Raw genomic sequence first — 14,567 nt, 5'->3', positions numbered from 1 at the left:
TCCCCATGAATTTGCTCACCCGAGATGTCCCTCCCCGCAGCGCCTGGGCGCTGGAACAAGCGGGCATCCACCCTCTGCTGGCCCGGCTGTATGCCGCCCGGGGCGTGCTGTCCAAAGACGAACTTGACGACGCCCTGAACCTGCTGCTGTCCCCGGCCGAGATGCTGGGCACCACAGAAGCCGCCAAACTCTTGGCCGATGCCATGGCTCAGAACAAACGCCTGTGCATCGTGGCCGACTACGACTGCGACGGGGCCACCGCCTGCGCCGTGGGCGTGCGCGGCCTGCGCATGCTGGGTGCGCAAAACGTGGGCTATTTGGTGCCCGACCGGGTGGTGGACGGCTATGGCCTGACACCCCCCATCGCAGAGCGGGTGCACGCCCAAGGCGCCGATGTGCTGATCACGGTGGACAACGGCATCGCCAGTGTGGCGGGCGTGCAAGCGGCGCAAGCGCTGGGCCTGCAAGTGCTGGTGACCGACCACCATTTGCCCGGCAGTGAACTGCCCACGGCCGAGGTCATCGTCAACCCCAACCAGCCCGGCTGCAGCTTCCCCAGCAAATCCATCGCCGGTGTGGGCGTCATGTTTTATGTGCTGCTGGCCCTGCGCGCCGAGCTGCGCCAGCGTGGCGTGTTCGACGCCAGCAACCAGCCCCGGCTGGACGCCCTGCTGCCCTTGGTGGCCTTGGGCACGGTGGCCGATGTGGTCCGGCTTGACGCCAACAACCGCCGGTTGGTGGCCCAAGGTCTGCGCCGGGTTCGGGCGGGCGCTTTGCCACCCGGCATGGCCGCGCTCATGCGAGTGGCCAGCCGCGAAACTGCCAAGGCCACCACCTTTGACTTTGGCTTTGCCCTGGGCCCGCGCATCAACGCCGCAGGACGCCTGGCCGACATGACGCTGGGCATCGAGTGCCTGCTCACCGACGACACGGGCCGCGCCGACGAGCTGGCCCGGCAGCTCGATGCGATCAACCGCGAACGCCGCGTGATCGAGGGCGACATGCGCGAGATGGCCATGGAGATGGCCGAGTCGCTGTTCGACGAAGGTGAGGAGCCGCCGCCCGCCATTTGCGTGTTTGACCCGGATTTTCACGAAGGTGTGGTGGGCATCGTGGCCTCGCGCATCAAGGACAAGCTGCACCGCCCCACCTTTGTGTTCGCGGCCAGCAGCGCCCCGGGCAAAGAGCATGAACTCAAGGGCTCGGGCCGCTCGATTGCGGGCTTTCATTTGCGCGACGCGCTCGATCTGGTGGCCAAACGTGCCCCGGGCGTGTTGCTTCGCTTTGGCGGTCACGCCATGGCGGCAGGCTGCACGGTGGCCGAAGAGCACCTGGATGTGTTCGAAGAAACGCTCAACCAAGTCGCCCTGGAGTGGCTGGACGCGGCCACCCTTCAGCGCCGCTTGGAGACCGATGGGCCGCTGCCCGCCGAATACCGCCGGGTGGATCTGGTGGACATGCTGCACCACGAGGTCTGGGGCCAGGGCTTTGCGCCGCCCGTGTTTTGCGAAGAGATCGAGATCGTGTCTCAACGGCTGGTGGGAGAAAAACACCTGTCGCTCAAGATGAAGCACCAGGGTCAGCCGGTTGACGGCATCTGGTTTGGCCGCACCGAGCCACTGCCAGCACGGGTGAAGTTGGCTTACCGGCTGGACGCCGACGAGTGGCAGGGCCAAAAGCGGGTGCGCTTTTTGGTCGAAGGCGCGCAGCTGTGAATGGGTAGGCGTGCGCCCCGTGCGCGATGGTTTTCAGGCCGCTGTCAATGCTTGATCGCGACCTTGCCCTGCAAGGCGTTGAGCACGGGGGTGGACACCAGGCCCGAGACATCGCCGCCAAGTTTGGCGATTTCGCGCACCAAGGTGCTGCTGATGTGCTGCACGCCCGCGCTGGTGTGCAAGAACACCGTGTCCACTTCCGGGGCGAGGTGGCGGTTCATGCCCGACATTTGGGTTTCGTAGTCGTAATCGGTCACCGAACGCAGGCCGCGCACGATGACCTGGGCGTTTTGCGCGCGCACAAACTCCACGATCAAGCCATCAAAAGGCAGGGCCTTCACATTGGGGCAATCGGCCAACGCGGTTTGCGCCAGCGCCAGCCGCTCGTCCAAGGTGAACATCGTGTTCTTGTGGTGCGCCCGGGCCACCGCGATGATGACCTGGTCAAACATCTGCGCAGCGCGGCGGATCGCGTCTTCATGGCCCAAGGTCAGTGGGTCAAACGTGCCGGAGTAAACAGCGGTCACAGCGGTGTGGGCAGGTCGGCTCATGGCGTGTCTCCTTCGATCGGGGTAGCGGATGGGGTGGGCCCAGCCACGGGGCTCGTGCGTTGCAACAAGTGCGCATGCACCGCACCCGCTTTGAGGTGGCGCTCGCACTGCAGGCCCAAAGCCGCCAGCGCCTCGGCAGGCCAGGCCACCGGCGCTTCCAGGTAAATCCAGCCACCCACGGGCACGGCCCGGGTGGCGGCTTTGAGGGCCGGTTCAAACCAAGGGCCGTCAAAGGGCGGGTCGATGAACACCAGGTCCACACTGCCCGCAGGCAAACGGCCCAAAGTGCTCACCGCATCACCGCGCTGCACGCTGACCATGCTGGCTTTGAGGCGGGTGACATGGCCCTCCAAATCGCGCACGAGCATGGCGTCTTGCTCGACCATCAGCACATGGGCCGCGCCGCGCGAGGCGGCCTCCAGCCCCAGCACGCCGGTGCCGGCAAACGCGTCCACGCAGCGCCAGCCGCTCAGGTCCTGGCCCAGCCAGTTGAACAAAGTTTCACGCACGCGGTCGGGCGTGGGCCGCAGACCGGGTTTGTCCATCACCTTCAGCCGGGTGCGGCGCCATTGCCCACCGATGATGCGAATCTCATGGGAGGACGGGCCTTTGGGCACCGGATTCTTGGGCTTTTTTGCGGCGGCATGACGGACCGCGCCGCTCAGCGGTGGACGTTTGGATGGGGCAAAGGACATAGCTTGCGAGTGTAAAGGGCCAAAGCCTTGAAACCCATCTTGTTCTTGCCCTTCAGGGTTGACCGCCCACCACCACCGTGACCATGCGCTCGGGCTGCAGGACCCGGGCCATGGCGCGTTGCACATCGGCGGCGCTGACGCGCTCGATCTGCCGCGTCCAAGTGTTCAGGTAGTCCAAAGGCAACCGGTTCCAAGCAATATTGGCCACGTTGTCCAGCAGCTTGCGGTTGCTGTCGATGCGCAGCGCAAAGCCGCCCACCAGGTTGGATTTGGCCGCTTGCAGCTCGGCCTCGGTGGGGCCTTGGCGCACAAAGCCCTGCACCACCTCTTGGGCCACGGCCACAGCTTGCTTGGCCTGATCAGGTCGGGTTTGCAGGCCCACCATGAAAGCTCCGGCGTGCAGACCCGGGGCAAATGCGCTGTAGACGCTGTAGCTCAGGCCGCGTTTTTCGCGCACCTGCTCGGTCAGGCGTGAAACAAAGCCACCGCCGCCCAAAATGTGGTTGCCCACCAACAGGGCAAAAAAGTCGGGGTCGGTGCGTTTGTAGCCGGGCTGGCCCATCAGCACATGGGCCTGGGCCGAGTCAAAGGGCAGGTTCAGGTTTTGCGCGGCGGCCAAAGGGGCCACTTCGGGCACGGTTGGCAAGCTCTGGCAGCCTGATTCGCGGGGCCACTGCGCCAGCAGGCGCTGCACCAAGGCATCGGTTTGAGCGCGGCTCAAAGCCCCCACCACGCTCACCGTGGCGCGGCACGCCCGCAGGGCCTGAGCGTGCAGGTTTTTGAAGTCTTGCACGCCGATGCGCGACAAGCTCTCGGGCGTGACCCGTTGGCCATAGGGGTGCGGGCCGTACACGGCTTGCGCAAAGCGGTGCTGCACCACCGTACCGGGCTTGGTCAGCGATTCACGGATGGAGGCGCTGAGGCGTTCGCGGTCGCGCAGCCACATGGCCTCTGGGAAAGCGGGGTGCGCCATTTGCCGCGCCGCCAAGGCCACGGCTTTGTCCAGCAAGTCGGGGTAATTCAGGCTGCGCAGGCCAAAGCTCATGCGGTCACCGCCTGCACTGACCCCAAAGCTGGCGCCCAGGTCGGCCCAGGCCTCACCGATCTGGTTTTCGTCCATGGCCTGGGGGTAAAGGCCTTGGCCCTTCCCTTGCACTGGTGGCTCGGCACGTGTGCCGTTGGCCATTTGCCCGGCCATGACCGAGGCCAGGCCCGCCTTCGCTGCCGGGTCGCGGCGGCTGCCGGCATCGATGTCGATCTGCACATCGACCATGGGGATGGCGTGGCTTTCGACCAAATACACGCGTGCACCGCTGGGCTGGGTCCAGTGCTGGATGGGCAATGAGGCCTGTGCCCAGCTGGCCGCAGCCCAACAGGCCAGCGCCAAGGTCGAGCGCCTCCAAGCCAATGCGTTCAAGGAAAGGATCAGGGACATGGGGGTTTGGGCTTTCATGACAAGGCGCTTGAATGGCACAGCGCTTTAATGGCGTGCACCGGGCAGGGCACGGCGCGCCCGGGGCTGGCCCGACAGAGGCTGCGGCCGCAAAGTGGCCACGGTGAGGCTGTCGTCTCCAAAATACTTTTGCGCCACGGCCTGCACCTGGGCAGGCGTGACCTGCCGCAGCCGGGCGATCAACTGCGTGCCGTGGTCCGGCGGCAAGCCCAGCGTCCAAGCCACGCCCAACTCGCGGGCCTGGTTGAAGACGGAGTCCAGCTTGTAGATTTCGCTGGCCACCCATTGGGTTTTGACGCGCTGCAGCTCGGCCTCGTTGACACCTTCCGTCGCCACGCGTTGCACCTGGGCACGCAAGGCCGCTTCCAGCGCCTCGGGGCTTTGGCCCTTGGCCGGCACACCTTCCAGATAAAAGAACTGCGGGCCCCGGCCCATGAGGCCGTTGTAGGCCCCCACGCTGTCGGCCAAGCGGTTGTCGCCTTGGGTCAGCGCACGGTCCAGTCGGGCGCCACTGTAACCATCGAGCACGGCGGCCAGCACCGTCAAGGCCAGGGCATCGTCGTGTTCGGGCGAGACCGCCAGGCTGGCCAGGCGCGGTACCTTGAAGGCCAGTGCCACATACGACTGCTCGGCCGGGGCTTTGAATTCGAAACGGCGCAGACCTTGCTGCGCAGGCTCTTCCCGGGGCTTGCGCTCAGGCACTGCCCTGCTCGGGATGGTGCCGTAATACGTCTCGGCCAGCGCCTTGACTTGCAGCGGGTCCACATCGCCCGCCACCACCACCACCGCGTTGGCCGGGGTGTACCACTTGCGGTAAAAATCGCGGGCGTCTTGCGCCGTCATGGCCTCCAAGTCGCTCATCCAGCCGACAATGGGGCGGCGGTAAGGCGAGGCCGACAAGGCCGTGGCCGAGAGCATTTCGTGCAACTGGGCCCGGGGGTTGTCGTCGGTGCGCAGGCGGCGCTCTTCTTTCACCACCTCCAGCTCTTTGGCGAATTCGGCATCGGGCCACTGGTTGTTGGCAAAGCGGTCCGACTCCAGACGCATCACGGCTTCGAGTTGATTCGATGGGATTTGCTGGTAATAGCCGGTGTAATCCTTGGCGGTGAAGGCGTTTTCGCGCCCGCCCAAAGCGGCCACGCGCCTTGAAAACTCACCCACAGCCAAGGTGGGCGTGCCTTTGAACAACATGTGCTCGAGCACGTGGGCCACGCCGCTGGTGCCGTCCACCTCGTCCATGGAGCCCACGCGCAGCCACACCATGTGCACCGCGGTGGGGGCGCGGCGATCGGGCTTGACCCACAAGCTCATGCCATTGGCCAAGGTGAAGGTCTGCACCTGGGCCACGCTGACCGCTGGGGTCTGGCCAGTGGGTTGGGCGCTGCCCTGGCCTTGCGGGGCCTGCCCCGTGGCGCTGAAGCTGCTGGCCAGCAGGGCTGCTGCCCAGGAAAGTCCCAAGAGAAAGTTCGGTTTCATAGAATGCATGATCCTTGAAATCCACGCCATGTTCAGTTTCTTCAAAAAAAAATCCCCACCTGCCGAGGTCCCATCGGCTCCAGCGCTTGCACCACACGCTGCTCCACCCCCTGTTTCAGCACCCCTGGCCGGCAAGCCAACAGCGCCTGCCAACACCCCCTTAGCGCCCCCACCCAGTCCGACAGCAGCAACCCCTGACGCCCCCACCGCCCGCCAGGGCTGGCTCGACCGCCTGAAGGCCGGCCTGCGCAAAACGGGCGCCAGCATCACCACCGTCTTCACCGGCACGCGCATCGATGACGAACTCTATGAAGAGCTGGAAACCGCCTTGCTGATGGCCGATACCGGCGTGAAAGCGACCGAGCATTTGCTGCAAGACCTCAAACGGCGGGTGAAAGAAGCCAAGGCCACCGAGCCATCGCAAGTCAAAACCTTGTTGGCCGATGCCATCACCGAGCTGCTGCAACCCTTGCAAAAGCCTCTGGCCATTGGCGACCACCACCCCACCGTGATCATGGTGGCCGGCGTCAACGGGGCGGGCAAAACCACCTCCATTGGCAAACTGACCAAGCACCTGGCGGACGAGGGCCTGAGCGTGCTGCTGGCCGCGGCCGACACCTTCCGCGCCGCGGCCAAAGAGCAGCTCGCCGTTTGGGCCGACCGCAACACGGTCGAGATCATCAGCCAGCAAGGCGGCGACCCGGCCGCCGTGAGCTTTGACGCCGTGAGCGCAGGCCGCGCGCGGGGCCGAGATGTGGTGCTGGTGGACACGGCCGGACGCCTGCCCACCCAGCTGCATCTGATGGAAGAGCTGAAAAAAATCAAACGGGTGGTGCAAAAGGCCGACGGCACCGCACCGCACGAGGTGCTGCTGGTGATCGATGGCAACACCGGCCAAAACGCCCTGGCCCAGGTCAAGGCCTTTGACGACACCCTGGGCCTCACCGGCCTGATCGTGACCAAGCTGGACGGCACCGCCAAGGGCGGGGTGCTGTGCGCCATCGCCCGCGAAAAGCCCATTCCCGTGTACTTCATTGGCGTGGGCGAGAAGCTGGAAGACCTGGAAACCTTCAACGCCCGCGAGTTTGCCCAGGCCCTGCTGAGCTGAACAGCCCAGCCTGCGCCGTTGACCAGCGCACAGACGCGCCCGGCAGCCCCCCACAAAATCAGGGAAAACCCGAGGACCCTAGGCCCTGGGACGCCACCCTTTAGCACTCTTGACCAGAGAGTGCTAATATTGGGGTATTCTGAAAGGAGTTCTGGTATGAACATTCAAACTGGTTCGCCCGCCACAGCCATCGCGCTGAGCAACCCCTGGGCGGTCGTGCCCTCGCTCGGCCACTTGGACGCCTACATTTCTGCGGTCAACCGCATGCCCCTGCTCACCCTGGAGGAAGAGCAAGAGGCCGCCCGCCAGCTCAAGGCCAACGACGACCTCGAAGCCGCCCGCAAGCTGGTGCTCTCGCACTTGCGACTGGTGGTATCGGTGTCGCGCCAGTACCTGGGCTACGGCCTGCCCCACGGCGACCTGATCCAGGAAGGCAATGTGGGCCTGATGAAAGCGGTCAAACGCTTTGACCCCGACCAGGGCGTGCGTCTGGTGAGCTACGCGCTGCATTGGATCAAGGCCGAAATCCACGAGTACATCCTGAAAAACTGGCGCATGGTCAAGTTGGCCACCACCAAAGCCCAGCGCAAATTGTTTTTCAACCTGCGCTCAATGAAGCAAGGCTACAAGTCCGATGCCGACGAAGGCACGCACCGCGATACCCTGACGCCCGACCAAGTGGATGCGATGGCGAACAGCCTGAACGTCAAGCGCGAGGAAGTGCGTGAGATGGAAATGCGCATGTCTGGCGGCGATGTGCTGCTGGATCCGGCCCCCTCAGACGATGGCGAACAGGCCTTTGGCCCCATCGCTTACTTGGCCGATGTGAACCACGAGCCCACCGCCATGATCGAAGCGCACCAGCGCGACGTGCTGGCCAGCGATGGACTCGCCACTGCGCTGAATGTGCTCGACGAGCGCAGCCGCCGCATCGTGGAAGAGCGCTGGCTCAAAGTGAATGACAACGGCTCGGGCGGCATGACGCTGCACGACCTGGCCGACGAGTACGGCGTGAGCGCCGAGCGCATCCGCCAGATCGAAGTCGCGGCCATGAAGAAGATGAAAAAGGCGCTGGTCGAGTTTGCTTGACCACAGGCCTTGTGGGCCGCCTTTGATTCGGATACCCGGCATCGCCCGGGTATTTTTTCGCCGGCAGTGCGCTAAAGTCTGGGCTGTGATTTTTAGGACACCACCATGACTGCTCGCTCTCCCGCTGGTTTTTCTCGCCGCCATTTGGCCCAAGCCCTCGCTGCTGCTGTGGCTTGGGGTCTGACGCCGTCTTGGGCCAATCCTTCGGCCAACGCCGCCAAAGCATGGCCCACGCAAACTGTGCGCTTGGTGGTGGGTTTCCCGGCCGGCTCCAGCCCCGATCTGACAGCCCGGGCTTTGGCTGAACCGCTGGCCAAAGTCTTGGGCCACAACGTGATCGTCGAGAACAAAGTGGGCGCAGGCGGCAACATCGCCGCCGACTTCGTGGCCAAGTCCACCGACGGCCACACCTTGGGCCTGATGATCAATGGCAACATGACCATTGCCCGCATCCTGAACCCCAAGGTGCCTTATGACCCACTCAAAGACCTCGCACCCATCAGCCTGATCGGCAAAGCGCCTTTGGTCCTGACTGTGCCCGCGTCAGGACCCGGAGTGGCGCCTGGCCAAACCGCAGCCGAGTGGCTGAGCCAAGCCCAAAAAGCGGGAGACAAACTCAGCTACGCCTCACCCGGTGTCGGCACCGTGGCGCACCTGGGCATGGAGCTGCTCAAGACCAAAGCCGGCATTGCGCCCGTGCATGTGCCCTATCCCGGTAACCCGCAGATCATCACCGCCATGCTCGGTGGCCAGGTGCAACTGGCCTTGCTGCCACCCGCACTGTCGGCGGCGCAAGTGCGTGGCGGCAAACTGCGTGCCATTGGCGCATCGAGCACCGGGCGCAGCCCCGTGGCCGCCGAGGTGCCCAGCCTGTCGGAGATCGGGGTGAAGGACTACCAGCTGGAAATCTGGAATGCGTTGGCCGCACCGGCCTCGATGCCTGCGGCAGTGGCCAGCCAACTGTCGGCCTTGGTCAGCGAGATCGTGCGTGAGCCGGAAATGCGTGCGCGTTTGTTCCAGCAAGGCTGGCAAGTCGTGGGCTCATCGCCTGAAGGTTTGCGCAACCGGATTGCGTCCGACACGAAAGCGCTGGGCGACATCATCCGCAGCCAGAAAATCGAGTTGAATTGAAGCCCTGAATCGGCCCCCGAAGCGGCGTGTTCAGCTTTGGGCCTTGGAGCCCGGAATCACTTGCCGCTGAGCAAAATCTTCACATCGGTGGCCAGCGCCTCGGCTCCACTGGCGTGGCGGTTGTACAAGCGGATGCGGCCTTGGGGGTCAAAGGTGAAACTGCCCGCAGAGTGGTCCATGGTGTAACTCGTGGGGGTTTTGCCCTCGACCTTTTTGAAATAGATCTTGAAGTCTTTGGTCACTTTGGGCAGTTGCTCAGGCGTGGGATGCAAGCCCACAAAGTCCGGACCAAAGTTGGCCATGTAAGCCTTGAGCAACTCTGGGGTATCGCGTTCCGGATCAACGGTGATGAAGACGCCTTGCAGCTTGTCAGCGTCGGGACCCAGTAACTGCTTGGCTTGGGCCATTTCCTGCAAAGCGGTAGGACACACATCGGGGCATTGGGTGTAGCCAAAAAAGACCACCACCGCCTTGCCCGCAAAATCTTGGAGCGTGCGCACTTGGCCGTTTTGGTCACGCAGCTCAAAGCCTTGGGCGTAATCGGCCCCGGTGATGTCCACCCCCCGAAAAGCGGGTTTGTCTTGACCACAACCGGCCAAAGACCCCACGGCAACGGACACAGCCAGCAGCCAAGCGGCTTTTGCAAAAACTCTGCGCGTCATGGTCTAGCCTTAAAAAATGTAATGGTCCAGCAGCAAGGCGGCAAACAAAGCGCTCAAGTGGATCAAGGAAAAACGGAAAGTCTTGCGGGCCAACTCGTCAGAGTAAGCGCGGTACAGGGCCACCGCATAGCCAATGAAGCCGATGCTCAGCACCACCGCAGCGGCCAAGTAAAGCCAGGAGCTCATGCCGTAGACAAAGGGCATCAAGCAGGACGCCATGAGCACGATGGTGTACAGCAGGATTTGCAGCCGCGTGAACTCGTTGCCGTGCGTCACAGGCAGCATGGGCAGGCCCGATTTGCGGTAGTCCTCGACGCGGTAGAGCGCCAGCGCCCAGAAGTGCGGCGGCGTCCACAGAAAAATGATCAGGAACAGGATCAAGGCTTCCGGTCCGACCTGCCCGGTCATGGCCGCCCAGCCCAGCACAGGCGGCATGGCACCGCTGGCCCCGCCAATCACAATGTTCTGTGGTGTGAGCGGTTTCAAGATGACGGTGTAGATGATGGCGTAGCCCACAAAGGTGGCAAAGGTGAGCCACATGGTGAGTGGGTTGACCAGCACGTACAACACGGCCGAGCCCAAGGCGCAAAGCACGCCCGAAAACAGCAAGGCCTGCTGGTCACTGAGTTCACCCTTGGCGGTGGGTCGCCAGGCGGTGCGCTTCATTTTGGCGTCGATGGTTTTTTCAACCAGGCAGTTGAAGGCCGCAGCCGCGCCCGCCACCAACCAGATGCCGATGCAGGCCCACAGACCCAGTTTCAGCTCGGCCACGCTGGGCACGCCGGGCACAGCCAGCACCATGCCGATCAGGGCACAAAAAACGATCAACTGAACCACACGCGGTTTGGTCAGCGCGTGATACTGTTGCCAGGCAGTCAGAGGCAAACGGGCAGTGGCGACGGTCATTCGGCTAGCTTTTTGGAAAGAAGAGAAGGCCCTGAATTATCAGCCCGGCTGACACTCAAGGCCCAGGTCAGGGTCAAGGCCATGGCAGCAGCCCCCCCGGTGTGCATGACAGCGGCCAGCAAGGGCCAGCCCAGCACCACATTGCTCAAGCCGGTGGCGAACTGCAAGGCACACAGACCCAGCAACCAACGCCCAGCCACAGCCAAGCCAGGCTGTACCCGCAAACGCCAGCCCACCCACAGCAGCACCGCCAAGACCAGCCAAGCGGCCGAGCGGTGCACAAAATGGATCGACGCCAACGCCGAAAATGGCAAGAGCTCACCGCTTGGGGTGTACCCCAGCTCTCGCCAGAGGCCAAAGCCTTGCCAATTCATCTCGGGCACCCACTGGCCATGACAGGTGGGGAAATCGGGGCACGCCAATACGGCGTAATTGGTGCTGACCCAGCCACCCAAGGCAATTTGAATCCCCAGCAAAACAAAGCCGGCCCACAAAGCCCAGCGCAAGGGCGATGGCAAGGGTTGTGCGCCTGCGCCGTCATAGCGCACGGCTTGCGCCATCAACAAAACCAACAAGCCGATGCCGCCCATCAGGTGCAAGGTGACGATGGCCGGAAAGAGCTTCATGGTCACCGTGAGGGCGCCGAACGCCCCTTGCATGCAGACCCAAAGCAAGGTCACAGTGGGCAACCAGGGACTGACCTCCCGGCTTTGACGGCGCAGCCACCAGGTCATGGCGGCCAACGTCAGGATCAGAACACCCACCCCAGTGGCCAGATAGCGGTGCACCATCTCGATCCAGGCCTTGCTGTGCGTGACCGGTCCGCTGGGCATGGCCGTTTGGGCCGCCGTGATTTCGACCTTGGCCCCGATCGGCGTGGCGCTGCCATAGCACCCCGGCCAATCCGGGCATCCCAGGCCAGAGTCGGTCAGGCGGGTGAAGGCCCCGAACAGCACCAGATCAAAGGTCAGAAACAGCGTGATCAGGGTCAGGGCCTTGAGCCGCCCCGATGGCGAGGCGCTGCGCTGCCGCCACAGCCACCAGCCCAATGGCAAACAAGCCACGGCCAAGCCAACGGCCATCAACTCCAAAATGGGTTCGAGGTTGTACAGGTCCACTTCGGTCATGCTTCAGCGTCCCGCCTGGTCCCAAGACGAAGACGCCTTGAGCAAACGATCCAGATCGCGCTTGGCTTTGGAGGCACCGGGCACGTCCATGTTGGCCGGGAAACGCATCATGAAGTTGCCCATCGGATCGACCACGTACAGATGGTCCTGCAACTTCTGGCCCTGGGCCGGGCTAATCCAGCTTTGCACCGTGGCCGCATCCAGGCGCAGCACGTGCGCCATGTTCAAAGCGGGCAAGAGGCCGGGGGCAACAGGGGCGTCGTCAATAACCAACCAAACACGGTCAAGTCGGTCCTTTTCACGGCCCAAAATTTCACGCAACTGCCGCTGGAAATACAAGTTTTGCTGGCAGCGCTCGTCGCAATCGCCCGACGCCACTGTCACCAGCAACCACTGGCCTTTGAGGCTGGCCAGCGTCACCGGCTCACCTTGCAGGTTTTGGGCGCTGATCTGCGGCATGTCTTTTTGCGGCTGGATCAACTCGCCATACACACGACGGCCTTCTGGGCGAAGCACGTAGTAGGTGAAATAAGAGGCAATGACTGGAGAGGCGCACACCAACAGCATGGCGATCATTTTCCAGCGGCCCATTCGCGTGCGCTGGGCATCGGCTTGCACCAAGGCGCCCGGGCTGGGCATGTCGTGCACCGTCATGGCCAGGGGGCTGTCAGGCAGATCGTTTTTGGCGGCGGGGTTGGACAATTTGGAACCAGACATAAAGTAATGCGATCAGACCACTCAGGCCAAACCATTGAAATGCGTAACCGTGGTGTTTTTCAACCCCACTGGCCACCACGGGCCATTCGCGCAGCAGACCTTCGGAGGGCCCGCCCGACTGCAGCAAGGTGACTTCAAGCACCTTCAAACCCGTTTCTTGCCGGTAAGCAGTCAGGTCGAGATTTTGCCGTATCGGGCCTGTCTCGGCACCGCCAAAGTCATAGAGCCTTGATGGCCATGGGGCCAAATGCCCTTGCACTTGAACGGCGCCCTCTGGTGTTTGCACAGGGGGCAATGCGGTGCGGTCAGTGAACGAGCGCTGCGCCCAGCCGCGCTGCACCAACAAGACATCACCCGATCCGTCGATCTGCAACGGCGTGAGCACAAAAAAACCTGGCTTGGCGTTCATCTGCCGGTTGTCCAGGTACACCGTGTAGGCAGGCAGCCAACGTCCGGTCAAGGCCATGCGGCGGTGAATCAAATCGAGGCGTTGTGCCACGTTTTCAGACCCACCACTCAGGCTTCGGCCATCCAGCGTCGCTTTGGCCGCCTGCTGCGTTCGCGCGTCCTGCAAAGCGGTTTTCTCGCTGGCACGGCCGAGCTGCCAGAGGCCCAGCGAAATCGTGCTGGCGACACCCAAGGCAGCCACCGCCAGGACCAGCCATCTTTTCCAGTGAAGGGATTTGTCAGTCATTGGATAATGTGCGTATGAAAATTCTTGTCGCCATCGCGTTTGTCGCCATATTGCTCAGTCTGGGCTCGGCCCTGATGTACATGATGCGGGGCAGCGCCCCGCCCGTGGAGGGCCAAGCGCCCAAAAAAGGCACGATGGCCACCGCGCTGGCTTTCCGTGTCGGTTTGTCCATTGTCCTCTTCCTTTGCGTGCTGTTGTCCTGGAAGATGGGCTGGATCCAGCCAACAGGCATTCCGCCCGGGGCCTGATTTTTTCTGCATTTGGCAGACCGCGCAGGGGATCTGATCCAGCGCTGGGCACCCGATTTCCCCCAACAAAAAAGCGCCCTGAGGCGCTTTTTTGTTGGCCGGTGGCAGGCTTACATCCAATACACCAGGATGTACAGGCCCAGCCACACCACGTCCACAAAGTGCCAGTACCAGGCCGCGCCTTCAAAGCCGAAGTGACGGTCTTTGGTGAAGTGGCCTTTTTGCAAGCGCAAGGTGATGAACAAGAGCATCAACATGCCCACGAACACGTGGAAACCGTGAAAGCCGGTCAACATGTAGAAGGTGGAGCCATAAATGCCGGATGACAACTTGAGGTTCAGGTCACCCCAAGCATGGGCGTATTCATAACCTTGAACGAACAAGAAAACCAAGCCCAAAATCACTGTCATCCACATGAACATGATGGTTTTGCTGCGATTGCCCACTTGCAGAGCATGGTGAGCAATGGTCAGCGTCACGCCCGAAGTCAAAAGCAAAGCGGTGTTGATGGTCGGCAACCAGAAGGGGCCCATGGTTTGGAAGGGCTCGACAAAACCGGCTGGCGAAGTGGTCGCACCGGCCACCACGCTGGGCCAAGCGGCTTTGAAGTCAGGCCAAAGCAATGCGTTTTCCAGGCTGCCGAGCGCAGGAATCGAATGCGAACGGGCCCACCACAGTGCGGTGAAGAAAGCGCCAAAGAACATCACTTCCGAGAAGATGAACCAGGTCATGCTCCAGCGGTAGGACAGATCGATTTTGCGGCCGTACATGCCGGTTTCACTTTCGTGCACGGCCTCAGAGAACCACTGGTACAGGACGATCAACCACCAAGCCAGGCCGAAGAACAGGCAATACATGCCCCATTCAGCGCCGTTGATCCACTGGCCTGCGCCCAGGATGACGAAAAACAAGCCAATGGCCGACATCACAGGGTGACGTGACTCGTGCGGTACGTAGTAATAAGGCGTGCTGCCGTGTGCTGCTGAACTCATGGG

The 14,567-nt window shown here is 62.8% G+C and carries 15 protein-coding genes; 5 read left to right on the top strand and 10 right to left on the bottom strand.

Translation table 11 applies throughout. The annotated features are described in order from the left end of the window. Window positions 1-5 precede the first annotated feature (5 nt). Window positions 6-1,715, top strand: a complete 1,710-nt coding sequence (gene recJ, locus LHAB_RS07790) for a single-stranded-DNA-specific exonuclease RecJ (protein WP_090045189.1) — start codon at window positions 6-8, stop codon at window positions 1,713-1,715. A 44-nt stretch (window positions 1,716-1,759) separates the two neighbouring features. On the opposite strand, the gene coaD is transcribed toward recJ, so the two are convergent. From coaD to LHAB_RS07770, 4 genes are read right to left on the bottom strand one after another with little or no spacing between them, the layout of a single operon-like run. Then, window positions 1,760-2,266 carry a pantetheine-phosphate adenylyltransferase gene (coaD, locus tag LHAB_RS07785; RefSeq protein ID WP_090045187.1) on the bottom strand — a complete coding sequence of 169 codons (507 nt, stop codon included), beginning with the start codon at window positions 2,264-2,266 and terminating at the stop codon, window positions 1,760-1,762. Beyond that, window positions 2,263-2,961 (bottom strand): 16S rRNA (guanine(966)-N(2))-methyltransferase RsmD, encoded by a 699-nt coding sequence (rsmD, locus tag LHAB_RS07780; RefSeq protein ID WP_090045186.1) that lies wholly within the window; start codon window positions 2,959-2,961, stop codon window positions 2,263-2,265. Before rsmD ends, coaD begins: the two co-directional genes overlap by 4 nt. Before the next feature lie 52 nt (window positions 2,962-3,013). Beyond that, on the bottom strand, window positions 3,014-4,414 hold the full coding sequence (locus tag LHAB_RS07775) for a M16 family metallopeptidase (protein ID WP_090045184.1): 1,401 nt from the start codon (window positions 4,412-4,414) through the stop codon (window positions 3,014-3,016). Window positions 4,415-4,441: 27 nt separating this feature from the next. Further along, window positions 4,442-5,890, bottom strand: a complete 1,449-nt coding sequence (locus tag LHAB_RS07770; RefSeq protein ID WP_090045183.1) for a M16 family metallopeptidase — start codon at window positions 5,888-5,890, stop codon at window positions 4,442-4,444. Window positions 5,891-5,918: 28 nt separating this feature from the next. Here LHAB_RS07770 and ftsY point away from each other — a divergent pair, with 28 nt between their 5' ends. The 3 genes from ftsY (at window position 5,919) to LHAB_RS07755 (ending at window position 9,218) form a co-directional block, all read left to right on the top strand. After that, the gene (gene ftsY, locus LHAB_RS07765) at window positions 5,919-6,998 is read left to right on the top strand and encodes a signal recognition particle-docking protein FtsY (RefSeq protein ID WP_090047792.1); all 1,080 of its coding nucleotides are present in this window, start codon (window positions 5,919-5,921) and stop codon (window positions 6,996-6,998) included. A 156-nt stretch (window positions 6,999-7,154) separates the two neighbouring features. Beyond that, window positions 7,155-8,087 (top strand): RNA polymerase sigma factor RpoH, encoded by a 933-nt coding sequence (gene rpoH, locus LHAB_RS07760; RefSeq protein ID WP_090045181.1) that lies wholly within the window; start codon window positions 7,155-7,157, stop codon window positions 8,085-8,087. A gap of 105 nt (window positions 8,088-8,192) precedes the next feature. Beyond that, window positions 8,193-9,218, top strand: coding sequence for a Bug family tripartite tricarboxylate transporter substrate binding protein (locus LHAB_RS07755; protein ID WP_090045180.1), 1,026 nt, complete (start codon window positions 8,193-8,195; stop codon window positions 9,216-9,218). A gap of 56 nt (window positions 9,219-9,274) precedes the next feature. On the opposite strand, the gene LHAB_RS07750 is transcribed toward LHAB_RS07755, so the two are convergent. The 5 genes from LHAB_RS07750 to LHAB_RS07730 are packed head-to-tail and all read right to left on the bottom strand — an operon-like array spanning window position 9,275 to window position 13,324. After that, a complete protein-coding gene (locus LHAB_RS07750) occupies window positions 9,275-9,880 on the bottom strand; it encodes an SCO family protein (RefSeq protein ID WP_090045178.1) in 606 nt (201 codons plus the stop codon). Window positions 9,881-9,889: 9 nt separating this feature from the next. Then, entirely contained in the window at window positions 9,890-10,786 is an 897-nt protein-coding gene (cyoE, locus tag LHAB_RS07745) for a heme o synthase (protein ID WP_090045177.1), read from the bottom strand. Further along, window positions 10,783-11,913 (bottom strand): COX15/CtaA family protein, encoded by a 1,131-nt coding sequence (locus LHAB_RS07740; RefSeq protein ID WP_090045175.1) that lies wholly within the window; start codon window positions 11,911-11,913, stop codon window positions 10,783-10,785. The genes cyoE and LHAB_RS07740 overlap by 4 nt, the downstream gene beginning before the upstream one ends. A gap of 3 nt (window positions 11,914-11,916) precedes the next feature. Next, the gene (locus LHAB_RS07735; protein ID WP_090045174.1) at window positions 11,917-12,630 is read right to left on the bottom strand and encodes an SCO family protein; all 714 of its coding nucleotides are present in this window, start codon (window positions 12,628-12,630) and stop codon (window positions 11,917-11,919) included. Then, window positions 12,581-13,324 (bottom strand): SURF1 family protein, encoded by a 744-nt coding sequence (locus LHAB_RS07730; RefSeq protein WP_090045172.1) that lies wholly within the window; start codon window positions 13,322-13,324, stop codon window positions 12,581-12,583. Before LHAB_RS07730 ends, LHAB_RS07735 begins: the two co-directional genes overlap by 50 nt. Before the next feature lie 14 nt (window positions 13,325-13,338). Here LHAB_RS07730 and LHAB_RS07725 point away from each other — a divergent pair, with 14 nt between their 5' ends. Continuing rightward, entirely contained in the window at window positions 13,339-13,572 is a 234-nt protein-coding gene (locus tag LHAB_RS07725; protein ID WP_194943124.1) for a twin transmembrane helix small protein, read from the top strand. Between the two features lie 110 nt (window positions 13,573-13,682). Here the strand turns inward: LHAB_RS07725 and LHAB_RS07720 are convergent, their stop codons facing one another. Continuing rightward, window positions 13,683-14,564, bottom strand: coding sequence for a cytochrome c oxidase subunit 3 (locus tag LHAB_RS07720; RefSeq protein WP_090045169.1), 882 nt, complete (start codon window positions 14,562-14,564; stop codon window positions 13,683-13,685). Between the last annotated feature and the right edge of the window lie 3 nt (window positions 14,565-14,567).

The sequence above is a fragment of the Limnohabitans sp. 2KL-27 genome (assembly GCF_001269345.1).
Lineage (GTDB): Bacteria > Pseudomonadota > Gammaproteobacteria > Burkholderiales > Burkholderiaceae_C > Limnohabitans_A.
This window is presented reverse-complemented; position numbering and strand designations above follow the sequence as displayed.